Raw genomic sequence first — 17,219 nt, 5'->3', positions numbered from 1 at the left:
ACCTGATGTGGCTGCGGGCTGCGCCCGCGCTCGGACTACCAAGCCCAATCTACCGTCGAAAGGCGCGCTATATTTGGCTTATGCGGCAGTTGTTGAGCTTATTATATGGCGTTAGCGTAGGCGCAGCGCTCGCCCTGGCGGGCTGCCAGTCGGCGCAGTCCTCCAGCCCGTTACCACCCAAAATATCGCCCCCCGCGGCCCAGACGCCCCCGCCCGCCGCGCCCGATTCTTTGCGCCTCACGCCGGTGCCGCCCGTGGCGGTGCTACCCGATACGCTGCGCCAAGCCATCGCGCAGCTGCGCGCCGACCTCGGCCCCGCCGCCGCCGCGCTACGCCCCGAAGTGCTGACCCAGGCCTGCGTGGGCTACCTCACGCTGCACCCCACGGGCCGCATCGAGCAGGGCGGCCGGCTGGCTGTAGCCGATATGGACCTGCCCAATACCACCGAGCGCCTGTGGGTAATCGACCTAGCGCAGCGCAAGGTGCTACACCGCAGCCTGGTAGCCCACGGCCGGGGCTCGGGCCACCTGCGCGCCCGGCGCTTCTCCAATACTGCAAAATCGGCTTGCACCTCGCTGGGCTTTTATCGCACCTCGGGCACCTACGGCGGCCTGCACGGCTACTCGCGCCGCCTTATGGGCCTCGATAAGGGGCAGAATGCCAACGCCGCCAGCCGCTACGTGGTGCTGCACGCCGCCGACTACGCCGGCCCCGCCTACGTGCGGCAGCACGGCCACTTGGGCTACAGCCGGGGCTGCCCAGCCCTGCCGCCGGCGCAGTACCGGCAGATTATCAGTGCCCTGCCAGCCGGCAGCCTGCTGCTGCTGAGCGGGCCGGGGCTGGCCTCGCGCTGGCTCGACGGGGCGGCGGCCGGGCGGCGCTTTGCCCGGCGCGGCTGGCGCTAGGGAGGGGGAATTTTTTTGGCCGCCACGGGGTTTTAGCTGACCTCAGAGCAACCTGTTTCGTATATTGCTTTAAGTTTAGGCAGTGAGCTGGGCGGCAAGAACCAGCTCACGTAGTATTTCTCTAGCTGTAGGAAGTTATGAAATCGCAGCATCCCCATCACCATACCAGCGTCGTGCAGCGCCAGCGCAGCGCCCGCAAGTCGCAGCGCCTCATGCGGCGCGTGCTGCCTTTCGTGGCGTCGCTGTTTCTGGCTACGCCGCTGGCCGGCCCGGTGGCGCGCTCGCTGGCCAATGGCCACCCGCCCAAGCTCAAAGCTAAAGTATCCCTGGCCCCGCTCTCGCGCCTCGAAAGCACGGCCCGTGACCTGTATACCAGCCTTGGGGCCGAGCAGCAGGGTTTGCGCTTTGAGGTATTTCAGAAAGCCCTCACCGGTTACCTCAACCTCAAGCAGGCCGGCCGCCTGGCCGAAAACCAGGACCGCCTGACGGTGGTGGACTTCGACCTGCCCTCGACCGAAAAGCGCCTGTGGGTGCTCGATTTGTCGGCGCACAAGGTGCTGTATCACACGCTGGTAGCCCACGGCCACAACTCGGGCGAAAACGAAGCCAGCAGCTTCTCGAACACCAACGAGAGCAACATGAGCAGCTTGGGCTTTTACGTGACGGGCCACGAATACGAAGGCAAGCATGGCCACTCGCTGCGCCTCAATGGCATGGATGAAGGCTTTAATACCAATGCCCTGGCCCGCTCGGTGGTGATGCACGGTGCCGACTACGTGAGCGAGGCCTTCATCAAGCAAAACGGCCGCCTGGGCCGCAGCCTCGGCTGCCCCGCCCTGCCGCTCGACTCCTACGCTCAGATTATCGACTTGGTAAAAGGTGGCAGCTGCCTGTTTCTCAACAAGTCGAACGCTGGCTACGCCTCCAAATACCTCGATTCGGAATCGGCTCTTACCGCGCTCAACATCAGCAGCCCGGCTAAGGTCAAAATTAAGCTGAAATCGGCCCGCAGCTAGCAGTAGTAAAACCAAAAGCGCCCGCTACCCCCGTAGCGGGCGCTTTTGCGTGGTAGGGGTGCCGGAGTCGGATAAGCCTGGCGCGCCCGCCGGGAAGCTGACCGGGCACCGGGATTTTATGCGACCTTTGCCCCGACGCCCTTCCTGATGCTACCCTTTTTTGCGTGTTGAGCTGACGCCGGTAGCTGTTCGTCTTATCCCTTTAGTTTCCGAATTATGCCCATCTCCACTGCCGCGCCGTCGGCTGCGGCCGCCTCGCCGTATGCGGCCGTGTTTATTGATTTTGAGAACGTGTACTACTTTCTCAAAAACCATTACCTCGACCCCCAAGACCCGCACGACTACGCCCTCGACCTGGTGCGCGCCCTGCGCGATACGCTCAAGCGCGAGCTGGGCCTCGACTCGCTGGTGCTCTACGCCTACGCCGACTTCGACAAGCTGCCCAGCGGGCCGCAGGGGCCGCTCTACCTCATGGGCGTGGACACGCGCAACGTGCTCGGTACCGACCACAAAAACGCCGCCGACATGCAGCTCTGCATCGACGCGCTCGAAGTGCTTTACACCCGGCCCGACATCGGTACCTTCGTGCTGGTGGCCGGCGACCGCGACTATATTCCGGTGCTACAGCACCTGCGCCGCCAGGCGCGGCAGGTGAAGGTAGTGGGCTTCCGCGAAAGCGTATCGGGCGACCTGCTGCTGATGCTGGGCCAGGAGCACTACCTCGACGCCCGCCAGCTGCTGCCCGCCGAGCGCCTCCAAGCCCTCGAAGACCACCGCGCGGCCCGCATCAGGCTGGGCGAAGAAAAGCGCCGCCTGCGCGAGCAAGGGCTGGCCGGCGTGCAAAGTGCAGCCGCCCGCCAGGCCGCCCAGGATGCTGTTGCCCTCGCCGCCCAGGCCGAGCCCCAGCCCGCCGAAACCCTGGCCGCTGGTGAAGCCGTAGCAGCCCCCGCGCCTGAAAGTATTCCCGTGCCCGACGCCCCCGAAACGGCCCCGGTGCCCGCCCGCCCTGCGGCCAGTGCCCCGGCCGAGTCAGTGGGCGGCGAAGGTGGCTTTGCGCCCATTCGCCGCCTTACCAGCCTCAATGAGCGCCGTTGCCTGGAGTATCTGATGGAGCAGATTCAGCGCTACGGTGGCCAGCAGGGCACGCCCGAAATCTGGGCCAGCCCCTTCCTGCGCCGCCTCACTGACGTGCTGCCCGAGCTGCCCGACTGGGAGCGCCGCCAGCTGCTGAGCCACCTGCGCGACGCCGGCGCGCTACGCCTCGAAAAGCGCGAGGGCGAGCCGCACCCTTTCTCGGTTATCATTGTCAACTACCAGCACCCCGATGTGCGCGAGCTGCACCCCGGCGAGGCGGCGGCGGAGTAGCGGCCCCGCCCATCAAAAGGTAGTTAATTACTGGCTCAACTCAAACAGCGGCAAAGGTTGCAGGCGGGCGTATTTGGCGCCCATCTGGTTGAATTCGGCTTGGTGCACGCGCAGGTAGGCGTTGTAGGCCTTGGCGGCGGCATCGTAGCGGGCGCGGTAGCCGAGCACGTCGGCATCGGCCTTCATGATGTGCTCGACGTGGTCGCGGATGGCCTCGGTAGGGGCGTTGCCATCGGGCGCGGCTAGTTGTAGCAGCGGCTTGAGTACCGAGTCCTGGGCCGCGTCGTAGCGGTCGATGAGCGCCGACGTGGCCATGCTCTGGCGGTCGTAGCGCAGGGCGCGCAGGCGGGTGGCCTGCTCGCCGAGCGTGCCCAGGCCAGCCGCGAGGCGGGGCTGCTTTTTGAGGGCTTGCAGCAGGGCGCGCACGTCGGCCAGCTTCTGGTCGTCGCTGCTCATCATGCGTTGCCAGCTGCTCTCGGCCGAGTCGCGCAGGATGGTAAACTGCGCCCGCACCTCGGTGGGCGAAGCGGGGTTGGCGGCGGCGGCATCGGTAGTGGTTTTGGCAGTGTCGGGCTTGCACATGGGCAGCACGGCCAGGGTCAGGCAGCTAAGGAAGAGAAGCGCTTTCATGAAAAACCAAACGAAAAACCGGCGCGATTAATGCGCCGGCGAGCCGCCAAATTACGGCCGCCGGCGGCGGATAGCGCGCCGGAGCGGTCCGTAGCGCGAACTTTGTAGTTCGCGTGCACTGGCGAGCACCCAAACGGACGCGAACTACGAAGTTTGCGCTACTGCTCATCCCTACGCGCTATCTACCCTAGCCATCAGTCTTATGTCCGATTTAACGCCCCTTTCCCAGCTTGGCGAGTTTGGCCTCATCCGCCGCTTGCAGCAGGGCATTACGCTCACGCAGCCCAGCACCGTGCTCGGCATTGGCGACGATGCCGCCATCCTGGCCCCGCCCGCCGGGCACGAGGTAGTAGTCACTACCGACCTGCTGGTCGAAGGCGTGCATTTCGATTTGTCGTTTTCGCCGCTCAAGCACCTGGGCTTTAAGGCCGTGGCCGTCAACGTGTCGGACGTGGCCGCCATGCTGGCTACGCCCACCCAAATTGTGGTGGGCCTCAGCCTACCCAGCCGCTTCACGGTAGAGGCCGTGGAAGAGCTGTACGCCGGCATGCGCCTGGCCTGCGAGGCCTACGGCGTCGATTTGGTGGGCGGCGACACCACCAGCAGCCGCGGCGGCCTGGTTATCAGCGTCACCGCGCTGGGCCAGGTAGAAGCCGGCAAAGCCGTGCGCCGCGCGGGCGGCAAGCCCACCGATATTTTGTGCGTAACCGGCGACCTCGGCGGCGCCTACCTCGGCCTGCAAGTGCTGGAGCGCGAAAAGCAAGCCTTCCTGGCCGACCCCGACACCCAGCCCGAGCTCGAAAACTACAACTACGTGGTGCAGCGCCAACTCAAGCCCGAAGCGCGCCTCGACATCGTGCACGAGCTGCGCGAGCTGGGCGTGCAGCCCACCGCCATGCTCGACATCAGCGACGGCTTGGCCTCCGAAGTGCTTCATATGTGCGCCGCCAGCGGCACCGGCGCGCGCGTGTTCAGCGAGTACCTGCCCCTGGCCAACCCCACGCTCGAAGCGGCGGCCGAGTTCAACCTCGACCCCATCACGGCGGCCCTCAACGGCGGCGAAGACTACGAACTGCTGTTCACCATCCCGGTGCAAGACCACGCCAAAATCAAAAACCACCCGGATATCACCGTCATCGGACACCTGATGGAGCGGAGCGACGCAGTGAACCTCATCACGAAGGGCGGCCAGGCCGTGCCGCTACGCGCGCAAGGCTTCAACCACTTCACCGCAGATTAAAACGGATTTTTAGGATTTAACGGATACGCTCGCTGCGCGGGCTGACTACTTGCACGCAGGGTAGCCTTCGGCTAACCATTAAAGAGCCGGCGAAGCCGCTCCTGCGCCCGAGTAGTCAGCCCGCGCAGCGGGCGTATCCGTTAAATCCTAAAAATCCGTTTTAATCTGCGGTCAGTCTTCCGGGTAAGGGATATACACGAAATTCGTGAATTCCTCATCCACCACCAGCAGGCAGCAAAACTCGTCGGGGTTTTTCCAGGTGCCAGTGAAATCTTCGATTTTCTCGGGGTCTACGATGCCCTGCTGGGCCAGGATTTCGAGGTAGCTGGCGAAGACGTGCCACTGCAAGTCCTGCTCGTCGGCGTTGATGAGCAGGCTGCCGAGCTGCACCGCCTGCCGGGCAAAGATGAACACCGGATACTGCGAAATCTCTCGCTTGCGGATTTGATACGATGCCTCCTTAATGGTGTCGGATGCGGTGGCAAAATCCTTGGTAATCGTGCCCAGGTACTTGCCGTTTAGCTCGGGGTCGTTGAAGTAGTCCATGTAAAATGTAAACTGACGGGCCGGATGGGTTACTTATTGATTTATAATTGATAAAAGCAAGCTATAAAATTTGAGATAAATGCAGAAGACCAAGAGTTACCTGCCGAGTACATTAGCGATTATCCCAGTCGTCATTGCTTGCGCTCAGATGGCTGTGTTTTTTAGCTATGGATTTAGCTTGGCAGATGTTACCAACTCTGACTTGCCTTACTTGGAGGCTTATGCAATTATTAATCTGCTTCCAGTGATTTTTTATACTCAAAGAAGCGGTTGCCTTTATTGGATAATCTGGGTTTTTCTAGTGCTAACAGACCTGTATTTTGTAGTCGTAACGCTCTTCGGAATAGCTACAATGGAGGCATTTGTAAGGATGCTCCATAGGCATTAAAAGCTTACTTTAACTCCAGCAGCACCACATTCTCCACGTGGTGGGTGTGCGGGAACATATCCACCGGCTGCACGCGGGTCACTTTATACACCTCGTCGAGCAGCTCCAGGTCGCGGGCCTGGGTGGCGGGGTTGCAGCTGATGTAGACGACGCGGGGGGCGCGCAGGGCCACGAGGCGCTTCACCACGTCTTCGTGCATGCCGGCGCGGGGCGGGTCGGTGATGATGACGTCGGGGTGGCCGTGGTGGCTAGTAAAAGCCTCGGTGAGCATGTCCTTCATGTCGCCGGCGAAAAACTCAGTGTTGGTCACGCCGTTGATTTCCGAGTTCACGCGGGCGTCGAGCACGGCCTGCTCCACGTACTCCACGCCGACCACGCGCCGGGCCTGGCGGGCCACGAAATTGGCGATGGTGCCGGCGCCGGTGTAGAGGTCGTACACGAGGTCGGTGGGCTTGATTTCGGCAAACTCGCGGGCCACTTTGTAGAGGTTGTAGGCGCCGGCCGAGTTGGTCTGGTAAAATGACTTGGGTCCGATGCGGAAGCGCAGGCCTTCCATCTCCTCCTCGATGTAGGGCTTGCCCTTGTAGCACACCACTTCGAGGTCGTGGAAGGTTTCGTTGCCCTTGTCGTTGAGCACGTAGTTGAGCGAGGTAATCTGCGGAAACTTCGCGTACACGGCATCGAGCAGCGGCTCGATGGCCTGGTGCTCGCGGTAGCATTGCAGAATTACCATCGTCTCGCCGGTGCTTTCGGCGGTGCGGATGATGAGGTTGCGCAGCAGCCCGGTTTGCTTGATGATGTTGCCGAAGCGCAGCATGTGCTCCCGCGCGTAGTCGCGGATGAAGAGGCGGATTTCGTTGCTCGGCTCGGGCTGCAAGTGGCAGTGCTCCACGTCGATAATCTTGTCGAAGCGGCCCGGCGTGTGGAAGCCCAGCACCCGGCGGTCGTACGCGGCGGTTTCGTCCTTAATCTGCTCCTCCGTGAGCCAGCCCATGAAGCTGAACGTGTATTCGAGCTTGTTGCGGTAGTATTTGCGCTCGGGCGAGGCCATGATGCGGCGCACTTCGGGTATTTCCACCTTGCCGATACGCTGCAAGGTGTCTTCCACCTGCTGGTGCTTGTAGTTGAGCTGCGCGTCATAGGTCATGTGCTGCCACTTGCAGCCGCCGCAGGTGCCAAAATGCTGGCAGAAGGGCGTGGTGCGCAGCTCCGAATACTTGTGGTACTTGGTGGGCATGGCCTCCATAAAGCGCTTGTGGGCCTTGCTGATGCGCAAGTCCACCACGTCGCCGGGGGCCACCTGGTTCACGAAAACGACGAGGTTATTGATGCGAACCAGGCATTTGCCTTCGGCCACCATGTCTTGAATTTCGACGTTGAGGAGGGCTTCGGGCGGGATGGAGTTGGCGAGCTTGGTGGCTTTGCTGGGCATAAACTTTTTGCGGTGAGGGGCGCAAAGTTACGGCCGGTAGTACCGTGGACTCTGCAAGTCCGCGCTTTCTATCATTTGTCATCATCGTCTGTCATTGCGAGCGCAGCGAAGCAATCGCACCCAAACGGAACCCGAATGGCGACCCTCAACAGATGCGATTGCTTCGCTGCGCTCGCAATGACAGACGATTTTAGCTGCGGCCGACTACCGTTACCGAATAATCACCTCCCTGCCGCGTAGTAGCGCCAGCCCCAGCGCATACAACGCCGCCGTGCTCAACAGTAACTGCCCCAGTCCCGCCCAGGCCGCGCCCGCATCGCTGGGGCTGGTGAAGGAGTGGGTAGGCAGCCGGGCGTAGTCGGCGTGGGTGAAAGGAATTTTCTTGAACAAAAACGGGTAGTAAAACGCCCGTAGCGCATCGTGGTAGCGGGTAGCGCTTTGCTGGAAGGCCAGGTGGGCGGGCAGGTCGGTGCCGGCCAGGGCGTTGAAGCTAAGCTGCGCGCTGAGCGCTGGCGAAAGCCAGGCCAGCCGCTGGGCCAGGGCGTGGCGCTGGGCCTGACCTTGGGCGTAGGCCCGGACCAGCGGCGTGGCCGACTGGTTGCCCAAGTACTGAAAAGCATAGTACCACCGCCACGCGAAGCGCTCGCGGATGGCGGCCGTGTCGCGGTACTGCGGGTACTGGGTAAAAAAGCGCTGCATGGTCTCCGTCTTGGGTTGGTCCCAGCCGCCGTGGATGGCCTCGCGCTGCTGCATGGTGAGGGCCAGGCCCTGCGGCACCGGCCGGGCGGCGGCCACGTACACGCTCAGCAGGCTGGGCACCAGCACCACCAGCGTGAGCCACGCCCCGAGCAGCGCCACCGCATTGAAGGAAGAGCTGCGCTGCCCGGCCGCGACCAGCAGCACCACCCCAAACCAGAACAGGCAGTACACCCCGCCCAGGGCCAGCCACAGGCCTACGCGGCCATCGAGCGGCACCCGCGCCCAGGCCAGCCCCGCGGCCGAGAGCAGCGCCCCCAAGCCCAGCACCACCGCCAACCGAAACGCCAGCTTGGCCAGCACCAGCTGTGTGGCGCTCACCGGCTGGGCCAGCAGCAGCGGCAAAATACCCTGCTCGCGCTCGCTCGACAGCAGGTTAAATCCCAGCGCGATAATGAGCAGCGGAAACAGGTACACCACTACAAAGGCCAAGTCGAAATTGCCGCTGAGCGCCTTGGCGGGGTTCACGTTTTCGGAGGCGTAGAGCTGGCCTTGCAGGCCCAGCAGGCGTAGCTTGAGGTAGTAGGGGTTTACGTCGCGCTGGCCCAGGGCCAGGCCGGCCCAGGCGCTGGGGTGGTGCAGGGCGTAATTCTGATGGTAGTAGCCAACCTCGCCCGCCTCGGCGGGGCCGGGAAATTTCACCTTCAGCTCGGCTACCTGGTGGCGGCCCAGGGCGGGCAGCTCGGCCAGGTGCCGGCGCTGCCGGGCCACCTCGGCCGTGCCGTAGTAGATGCCGTATAGCCCCGCCGCCAGCAGCAGGCCCGTGAGCAGCAACAGGCCGCGCGCGGCTTTGAAATGCAGGTATTCGTAGTAAAAAAGCAGGCGGAAGAGGCGCATAAGGGCGGAGAGCAAGTCAGCCTAAGCAAGACTTTCGAGCAAAAACAAAACAAGGCTGTCATGCAGAGCGCAGCGAAGCAACTCGCTCGCTGACGTCTGCGAACGTTGAAGATTACTGCACCACGCGAGATGCTTCGCTGCGCTCAGCATGACGGAATAGAGTAAGGTTTCGAAAAGCCTTACCCCGTTGCGCTCCGGTCCACCAGCCGCATTCCCAGCCAACTCAGGCCCAGCGTCCAGGCCAGCAGCGCCAGCGCGGGCAGGGCCAACGGCCCTAGCGCCCAGCCCAGCGGTGGCGCTGAGTAAGTGAAAACCGGGATGGCTCGCCAGGTTGCCGCGTCGAGGCGGCGCTCCTTGTCGCCGTAGCCCATGCCGGCTTGCAGGCCGTTGAGGTGCTGCACGAGCTGGTAGCGGTAGGCCTCGGCAGCCTGCTGAAAGTGCACGTAGTGGGCAAAATCGGACCCGGCCAGCCCCATTGACAGCGGCCGGATGGCCTGGTAGGGGTTGAGCAGGCTGGCCCAGGTGGAGAGGGTATTCTGGCGCTCGTAGGTGCGGGTGAGGTCGGCGAAATGCTGCTGGTACACCCGGCTCGAATAGGCTTCGCCCTCAGCCATCGTCACGCCGGCCACGCTCACGGGCAGGTCTTTCTCGTCGGTGACGTTATATTTTTTGAACAGGGCTGCCTTGAGGGCCGCCGCCCGCTGGTCCTGCGGGTCGTGGCCGTTGATGCCGTGCTGGGCTTCCTCGTGCACGGCGGCATCGAGCTGGGCCTTGGTGATGGCCGGGAACAGGCCCGCGCCCAGGTTGGCGGTAGCCTTGGGCAGGATGAGGCAGCCCAGCATCCAGCAGCCTAGTAGCGCTACTAGCGCCGCCCGCGACTGGCTGGCCCGCGCCGACACCACCACCGCGCCCACGATAATGACGAAGAAATACACCACGTAGCCCAGCCCGAACAAGGCCAGCCGCGCCCCGCGGTCGGAACTGCTGGCTGTGGCTTCACCACTAAAAAGCAGCGCGCCGGCCAGCGCCAGGGCCGGCCCCACTACCAGCGCCGCCGCCAGGCCGTAGCCGGCTATTTTGCCCCAGGCTACCTGCCGCAGCGTGGTGCCCTGGCTCAGCAGCAGGCGCAGCGTGCCCGCCTCGCGCTCCTCGGTAAAGGCCCCGAAGCACAGGAAAATCAGCAGCAGCGGCACCAGCGTTTGCAGCACGAACGCCACCGACAGCTCGCCAAAGCGAATGAGCGAGCCCGCCTGCTGGGCGGGGCTGAAATTGACGCTGTTCTGCTGATGCGCCTCCAGGTACACCACCGCGCCGGTAAACGAATCGAGCCCGCTATCCAGAAAGCTGAGCGCGGCCCGGGGCCGGAAGGCAAACGTGCCGTAGTGCGCCACCCGGTGCGGGTGCCGCCCTGGCTGGTGGTGAAACTGCTCATTCACCGTTGCTTGCGCCAGGGCACGCTCGGCCTGCAAGGTGGCGTAGCCGCGCCGGCCCACCAGCGTGGCGGCCAGCAGCAGGGCCAGCACCAGCAAGCTCAGTACCGCGAAGCGGCGGTCGCGCAGGGTGCTGAGAAATTCTTTGTGGGCAATGCTTCTGACCATGAGCTTACTGCATGTGCGTGAGGTAGAGCTGCTCCAACTCGTTGGCGTTGAGGGTGGCGGTGGTGCGCACGTCGACCAGCTCGCCCTCGCGCATGATACCCACCCGCGTGCCCACTTCCTTGGCCCGGAAGATGTCGTGCGTGGCCATGAACACGGCCGTGCCCTGGCCGCTGAGCTGGTGCAGCAGCTCCGAAAACTCGTTGCTGGCCTTGGGGTCGAGGCCCGAGGTGGGCTCGTCGAGCAGCAGCACCTGCGCCCGCTTGGCCACGGCGCTGGCGATGCCCACTTTCTGGCGCATGCCCTTGGAGTAGGTGCCTACCCGGCGGCTGGCGGCCTCGGGCGGCAGCCCGGCCTGGGCTAGGTAGGCGCGCAACTCACTTTCGGAGTACTTGAAGCCAGCCAGGCTGCTGAGCAAAGCCAGGTTTTCGAGCCCTGTGAGATGGGGGTAGAGCAGCACGTTTTCGGGAATATAGGCCAGGTGCCGCTTGATTTCGAGCGGGTGGCGCGCTACCTCCAGCCCATTGATGAATGCCGCGCCCGCCGTGGGTGCGATAAAGCCGAGGAAGAGGTTGATGGTCGTAGACTTGCCAGCCCCGTTCTGTCCCAGCAGGCAGAATACCTCGCCGGGTGCAAGCTGGAGATTCAGGTTCTTGAGCGCCAGCTTGCCGGGGTACTCCTTGCGCAGGTCGCGGGCTTCGAGGATGGGAGGCATTAGTATAATTCAGGTGCTGGTGGTATGTAGCGCCTCACCCCCCGGCCCCCTCTCCGAAAAGGAGAGGGGGAGCCGACCGTTAGCGGACGCTAGCCAACGTAGGTAGTCGTCAGGCTCCCCCTCTCCTTTTCGGAGAGGGGGCTGGGGGGTGAGGCGACGCTCTTAAAACGAGTACCCCAGCGTAGCCATGTAGTTACGCGGCGCGCCGGGGCTGGCCCGGAAGTAGTCGTAGCCGCCCACGAAGTAGTACTTGTCAAACAGGTTGTTGACGTTGACGTGGAAGTTGAAGCGGTTGATGGTGTAGAACAGGGCTACGTCGGCCACGGCGTAGCCGGGCCAGTAGGCCCACTCGTCGGGGCCGCCGTCGAGGGGTGCTACCTGGTTTTCGAAGCGGCGGCGGGCCACGAAGTTGCCGCCCACGGCCAGGCCCAGGCCGCGCAGGCTAGGGGTGAGGAAGGTGTACTTGGCCCACAGGCCGCCCGAGTTTTGGGGGGCGTTGGCCAGGGGCATGCCTTTTTCGGCGGCCAGGTCGGCCTCGGTCACCTCGGTGTGGTTGAAGGCGTAGTTGGCGTTCAAACTGAAATTGGGCAGGATGTTGCCCGTCAACTCTACTTCCACGCCGCGCGAGCGGGCCTGGTTTTGGCGGTAGATGGCCGCCCCGGCCGCCGTGAGCGAGCCGGTGGCCACGAGCTGGTTGCGGCGCTCAATCTGGTAAGCGGCCAGCGTGGCAAACAGCATCTTGTTGAAAAACTCGCCCTTCAGGCCGGTTTCGAGCTGGTAGCTGGTTTCGGGGCTGAACGGCTCGCTGCGCCCGTAGCGCTCGGGAAAGCGGATGAGCTCGGGCCGCAGCGGCCGGAAGCCCGCGCTGTAGCTGGCGAAGTAATTCAGGTTCTCGCGCAGCGCGTAGGTGAGGCCGGCGCGGGGCAAAAACTTGCTTTGCGGAATGGTCGTCGAGCCGTCGCCGTAGTCGCGCTCGTCGGCAAACAGCTCGTAGCGCGCCCCCAGCAGCAGCCCCAGGCGCGGCGATACCTCAATCTGGTCCTGCACGTACAGCCCCGTGGTGTGGTACACCGCGTTGATATAATCGATGAAAAACTGCGGCGTGGCCCGGCGGATATAGGTGCTCGGGTCGCGGATTTCGTAGCTCGGGCTGTTGAGGTCAAATTGCAGCGGTGCCACGCGCTGGCTCACCACGCCGTTGGCCACGCTGGTCACCACGCGTTGGCGGGCCTCAAACATGGCACTTTCCTTATCGGTGTTGAAGCGGATGAAATCGGCCCCCGCCACGAGCTTGTGGCTGATGGAGCCCGTATTACGATTGGCCACGAAGTAGGCCGACAGGTTCTTGGTGTACTCCTCGGCGCGGCGGTCGAAGTAGCGCAAATTCATAATCGAATTGCGCGGCTTGCTGGCGTCGGAGTTGTCGTAGCTGTTGAGCGTGCGGTGCTCGCTCAGCGCTTCGTTGTAGGTGAAGTCCAGGTAAGAAGCATTGAACGACAGCCAGCTATTGAATTTGTGATTCAGCGAGGCGTTGAAGTAATAAGTGGTCGTGCGCAGGTAGTCGCTGGGCTGGCTCAGCGTGAAGGCGCGCGGCACGCCGTACAGGTCGTTGCTCTTGATGGGCAGGCCGCGGTCGAGGTAGCCGTCCACGTGCGTGTACACCAGCTCGGCGTTGAGCGTCGTCTTGTCGGTCACCAAAAACGTCACCGTAGGGGCCAGCATCAGCGACTTCGAGTCGTTGACGTCGCGGAAGGAGTTGGTTTTTTCGTAGCCCGCGTTGAAGCGGTAGAGCACGTTTTGCTTGTCGTTGAGCGGCCCCGTAAAGTCGGCCGTGGCGCGCATGGTGTTGAAGCTGCCGGTCGAAAACGTGACGGCCTGGCGGGCGTCGGCCAGGGGCTTCTTGGTCACCATGTTGATGGTGCCGCCGGGGTTGATGTCGCCAAACAGCGCCGCGCCCGGCCCTTTCAGCACTTCCACGCGCTCCAGGTTCACGGTCAGCGGGGCCTGCACGAAGGCGTTGCCGAAGCTGAAGCCCGAGCGCAGCCCGTTCAGCAGCCGGAAGCCGCTCTCGTAGCCGTTGCGAAAGCCGCGAATGGTAAAATCGTCGTAGTGAGAATATTGGGCTACGCCCGCCACGTTCTTCACCACGTCGGTGAGGCGGTAGGCCTGGCGGTCGTCCATCAGTTCCTTGGTCACGGTCGAGATGGACTGCGGCACGTCCATCAGGTCGGTGGCTGTGCGCGTGCCCACGAAGCTGTAGTCGCTCTTGTAGGTCGTTTCCTTGCGCCCCAGCACCTCTACTTCCTGAATGGCGTTAGAGCTGGCGGCCAGCCGAAAATCGGCCACCGCGTTGGGCGTTTCGGCGCTCAGCAGCACCGTGCGGCGCGCTTCCTGGTGCGCCAGGCTGCGCGTGATGAGCGTGTAGGAGCCCAGCGGCAGCCTGTCGAGCGTGAAGCGCCCCTGCGCATCGGTCAGCGTGGCAAACTGCCCGGTTTGCTCTACTACCGAAATGCCTTCTAGTGCCTGCCCGCCCGTTCCCACTACGTGGCCCGTCACGGTGCCCATCGTCTGGGCCGAGGCCGTAGCGGCCAGTAGCAGCAACAGGCTCCAAAGGCCAAGAAGCCGCGCTAGCGGCGCAGCATGGCACCAGTTGGCGCAACGTAGTACACGGTTCGCGAAGCGGTGGCCGGTATATTCAGAAGCCTTCATTTAGCAGTAAAAGTGACTATTCAAACTTATATGAAGGACAAATGTAGCTCAGGTTATTCGTATTTTGAAACCATGTTGCATTAAGTAGTAATTCGGTAATACGGCTAGAAGGCTATTCGAGCGCGACGCCTCACCCCCGGCCCCTCTCCGAAAAGGAGAGGGGAGCCTGCCGCAGTAGCGCGGGGGCCAGCGTAGTTTCCCACAGCCAGCAGCAGTCAACCAAAAAACCACTAAAAAGCCTCTCACTAATCTATTAGTGAGAGGCTTATAAGAAAACACCCAACTAGCCAGCCCGCGCAGCGGGCGCATCCGTTAAATCCTAAAAATCCGTTTGAATCTGCGGTTTAGAATTGGAAGTAGATAAATGGCTGAATCTCGGCCGACTTCACCTGAATCACCAGCCAGATAATTATAGTAATGAGTGCAGCCTGCGTCACCACCGAGCGCCGGCCCATCGCACCTTCGAGGCTGAACGTGAAGCCATCCGGGATGAAATGCAGCAAATAGCCCAGCGCCACGAGCGCGAACACCGCGCGGAAGCTGGCCACTACCTGCGGCAGCAAATCGGGCCGCAGCTGATGCGTGATTTGGTGGATAACCTGGGTCGCGATTTCAAAGGAGCCGGCGCGGAAGAATATCCAGCAGAAGCACACGAAATGGAAGGTAATCACCCAGCCTAGTAGCTTGGTAAACCAGCTATCGCCGGGCTTGAAAATCTGCTTGAACAGCTTATCCACCGCCAGCGCCGCGCCGTGCAGCGCGCCCCACAGCACGAAGGTGAGCGACGCGCCGTGCCACAGGCCACCGAGCAGCATGGTCAGAAACAGGTTGAGGTACTGCCGGAAAACGCCCTTGCGGTTGCCACCCAGCGGAATGTAGAGGTAGTCGCGCAGCCAGCTGGACAGCGAAATGTGCCAGCGCCGCCAGAACTCGGTGATGCTTGTGCTCTGGTAGGGCGAGAGGAAATTGGGCGGCAGGCGGTAGCCCAGCAGCAGCGCGATGCCGATGGCAATGTCGGAGTAGCCCGAAAAGTCGCAGTAAATCTGCATGGCGTAGCCGTACACGCCGAGCAGGTTTTCGATGCCGCTGTAGCGGGTGGGCATGTCAAAAATGCGGTCGACGTAGTTGAGGCTGATGTAGTCGGAGATGATGGCTTTCTTGAACAGGCCCGCCGCGATGAGCACCACCGCCCGGCCCATGTCCTCGCGCGAGAGGAAGGGCTTTTTGGGAATCTGCGGAATAAAATCGGACGCCCGCACGATGGGGCCGGCCACGAGCTGCGGGAAAAAGGACACGAAAAACGCGAAGTCCCAGATGTTGCGCAGCGGCTTTATCTGGTGGCGGTACACGTCCAGCGTGTAGCTTAGCGTCTGGAAGGTGTAAAAGGAGATGCCCACCGGCAGCAGCACGTGCAGCACCGGCACCGGCTGGCCCGTGAGGGCCTGGTAGCCACTGAGAAAGAAGTTGGTGTACTTGAAGTAAAACAACATCCCCAGGTTGACAATCAGACTGAGCGTGAGCAGCAGCTTGCGCTTGGTTTGGCTGCTGGAGTCAGCTATCCAGAGCGCGAAGTTGTATTCGACAATGGTCGAAAAAACCAGCAGCAGGAAGTACCAGCCGCTTGACTTATAGTAGAAGAACAGCGAGAACGCCGTGACGTACAGCAGCCGCGCCCGGTGGTGATTACGCAGCAGCTGGTAGATGGCCAGGAAGCCCAGAAACAGCAGCAAAAAGAAGCCCGTGTTGAAAATCATCGGGCTCTTGGGCGAGTAGGCAAACTGGCCGAGCAGCCGGTCAAAATCAATATCAGCGAGTAGGGAACGCAGAAAGTCCATCCTGGAGCGCGAGGTAAAGTAGCAGGCCCTGCAAGTCGTAGCCAGCCGAAGAAAAATGTACGAAGTCGTTGAGGGCCAGCCCGGCGTCGCGCCAGCGGCCCATGCTGCCGTAGCCGCCCTGCACGGCCGCGAAGTCCCAGTAGGCGAGGTCGTGGGCCTGGGCGTAGGTGCGCAGCACGGCCGAAAGGCGGCCGAGGTCGGGGTTGCGGTAGCGGCGGGCGCGGTACGAGTCGGCGGGCGCGCAGAGCAGGAACTCGGCCTGGGGCGCGCGGCGGCGCAGGTTGCTCACCAGCGTATCGAGCTGCGCCAGCCAGCGCGTGGGCTCAAACTCGCCGGCGTGAAAAGCGTCGTTGGTGCCGAGCGAGATGATAAACAAATCGGGCTGCAACAGTGGAATTTGCTCGAAGAAAAGCGGCGCCCGATTGTAGTGCCGCACGGCCGCGCCGTTGATGCCGATGGTGTGGTAGAGCACGCCGGGGCGGCCGTTTTCGAGCAGCAGGCCGTAGAGTACGGCGCTGGTTTGGGCGGGGCCGCGGCGGGTGGCGCGCAGCGTGAGTTGGCTGCGGAGCGAGTCGAGCGGCAGCGAATCGGCCACGCCGCGGCCCGCGCCGGGCACCGTGCCCAGCACCCGGCCGCGCTCGCTGAGCACCTGCCAGTCGAAGGCCGCCGGGCCGGGCTGGCGCAGCAGCTTCAAGTAGTTAAACTGATAATCAGTCCAGTACCGGATAGGCACGCGCAGCGTGAACGCCGCGCCCGAGTCGGCCGTGGCCAGGCTGATACCGCTGAGGCCCACCGGCAGCGTGCTATCGGCCTGGGCCGATAGCACGCGCTTGGCGCGCCACCGGCCGCCGGTGGCGGTGGTGCGCAGGCTGGGCGAGCCGTTGGTTTTGGCCACGCTAAACGGGAAAACCAGCCCGCGCCCGGCGCTGCCGTGGGCGCGCTGCAACTCCTGCCGCACGCGGCCCGAAAACTCGTCGGCTTGCAGGTGCGAGTCGCCGAGATGCACGATGCTCACGCGGCTGCCGGGTAGGGCGGCGGGCTGCCGCTGCACCTGCCGCAGCCGCTGATAGAAGCGCTGGAGGCCGATGGTGGCGTTCTCAATGTGGTTGGCCGAGGTGTTCAGAAACGGGTATTTGGCTTGCAGGCTGTCGAGCTGGGCGTGGGCTGGGGCGCTGATTAATAGCAGCAACAGGAAAAGTTGGCGCATAAGGAGGGTGTTAATTCGCGAAGTGTTTCGGGGTGTTAAACCG

Annotated in this window: 13 protein-coding genes; 4 read left to right on the top strand and 9 right to left on the bottom strand. The window is 63.0% G+C overall.

The annotated features are described in order from the left end of the window. Window positions 1–80: 80 nt before the first annotated feature. From VFO93_RS09580 to VFO93_RS09570, 3 genes are all read left to right on the top strand, one after another. Window positions 81–905 carry a murein L,D-transpeptidase catalytic domain family protein gene (locus VFO93_RS09580; RefSeq protein WP_325134145.1) on the top strand — a complete coding sequence of 275 codons (825 nt, stop codon included), beginning with the start codon at window positions 81–83 and terminating at the stop codon, window positions 903–905. Window positions 906–1,042: 137 nt separating this feature from the next. After that, window positions 1,043–1,921 carry a murein L,D-transpeptidase catalytic domain family protein gene (locus VFO93_RS09575; RefSeq protein ID WP_325134144.1) on the top strand — a complete coding sequence of 293 codons (879 nt, stop codon included), beginning with the start codon at window positions 1,043–1,045 and terminating at the stop codon, window positions 1,919–1,921. 216 nt (window positions 1,922–2,137) lie between these two features. After that, window positions 2,138–3,286, top strand: a complete 1,149-nt coding sequence (locus tag VFO93_RS09570; protein WP_325134143.1) for an NYN domain-containing protein — start codon at window positions 2,138–2,140, stop codon at window positions 3,284–3,286. Window positions 3,287–3,313: 27 nt separating this feature from the next. Here the strand turns inward: VFO93_RS09570 and VFO93_RS09565 are convergent, their stop codons facing one another. Next, on the bottom strand, window positions 3,314–3,916 hold the full coding sequence (locus VFO93_RS09565; RefSeq protein ID WP_325134142.1) for a hypothetical protein: 603 nt from the start codon (window positions 3,914–3,916) through the stop codon (window positions 3,314–3,316). Between the two features lie 202 nt (window positions 3,917–4,118). Between VFO93_RS09565 and thiL the strand changes: the two genes are divergently transcribed. Beyond that, window positions 4,119–5,156, top strand: a complete 1,038-nt coding sequence (gene thiL / locus VFO93_RS09560; protein ID WP_325134141.1) for a thiamine-phosphate kinase — start codon at window positions 4,119–4,121, stop codon at window positions 5,154–5,156. Between the two features lie 171 nt (window positions 5,157–5,327). Here thiL and VFO93_RS09555 read toward each other — a convergent pair whose 3' ends face one another. The 8 genes from VFO93_RS09555 to VFO93_RS09520 all read right to left on the bottom strand — a co-directional run bounded on the left by VFO93_RS09555 (window position 5,328) and on the right by VFO93_RS09520 (window position 17,176). Beyond that, entirely contained in the window at window positions 5,328–5,702 is a 375-nt protein-coding gene (locus tag VFO93_RS09555; RefSeq protein ID WP_325134140.1) for a hypothetical protein, read from the bottom strand. A 392-nt stretch (window positions 5,703–6,094) separates the two neighbouring features. Next, window positions 6,095–7,522, bottom strand: coding sequence for a 23S rRNA (uracil(1939)-C(5))-methyltransferase RlmD (rlmD, locus tag VFO93_RS09550; RefSeq protein ID WP_325134139.1), 1,428 nt, complete (start codon window positions 7,520–7,522; stop codon window positions 6,095–6,097). A gap of 210 nt (window positions 7,523–7,732) precedes the next feature. Beyond that, window positions 7,733–9,115, bottom strand: coding sequence for an ABC transporter permease (locus tag VFO93_RS09545; RefSeq protein ID WP_325134138.1), 1,383 nt, complete (start codon window positions 9,113–9,115; stop codon window positions 7,733–7,735). 179 nt (window positions 9,116–9,294) lie between these two features. Then, window positions 9,295–10,713 (bottom strand): ABC transporter permease, encoded by a 1,419-nt coding sequence (locus VFO93_RS09540; protein WP_325134137.1) that lies wholly within the window; start codon window positions 10,711–10,713, stop codon window positions 9,295–9,297. A gap of 4 nt (window positions 10,714–10,717) precedes the next feature. Further along, entirely contained in the window at window positions 10,718–11,425 is a 708-nt protein-coding gene (locus VFO93_RS09535; protein WP_325134136.1) for an ABC transporter ATP-binding protein, read from the bottom strand. Window positions 11,426–11,587: 162 nt separating this feature from the next. Beyond that, on the bottom strand, window positions 11,588–14,026 hold the full coding sequence (locus VFO93_RS09530) for a TonB-dependent receptor (protein ID WP_325134135.1): 2,439 nt from the start codon (window positions 14,024–14,026) through the stop codon (window positions 11,588–11,590). Between the two features lie 452 nt (window positions 14,027–14,478). Continuing rightward, complete coding sequence (locus VFO93_RS09525; protein WP_325134134.1) at window positions 14,479–15,969, bottom strand: MBOAT family protein; 1,491 nt, start codon at window positions 15,967–15,969, stop codon at window positions 14,479–14,481. Then, window positions 15,941–17,176 carry a GDSL-type esterase/lipase family protein gene (locus tag VFO93_RS09520; protein WP_325134133.1) on the bottom strand — a complete coding sequence of 412 codons (1,236 nt, stop codon included), beginning with the start codon at window positions 17,174–17,176 and terminating at the stop codon, window positions 15,941–15,943. The genes VFO93_RS09525 and VFO93_RS09520 overlap by 29 nt, the downstream gene beginning before the upstream one ends. Window positions 17,177–17,219 lie beyond the last annotated feature (43 nt).

It is taken from the genome of Hymenobacter sp. (genome assembly GCF_035709525.1).
Taxonomy (GTDB): Bacteria; Bacteroidota; Bacteroidia; order Cytophagales; family Hymenobacteraceae; genus Hymenobacter.
This window is presented reverse-complemented; position numbering and strand designations above follow the sequence as displayed.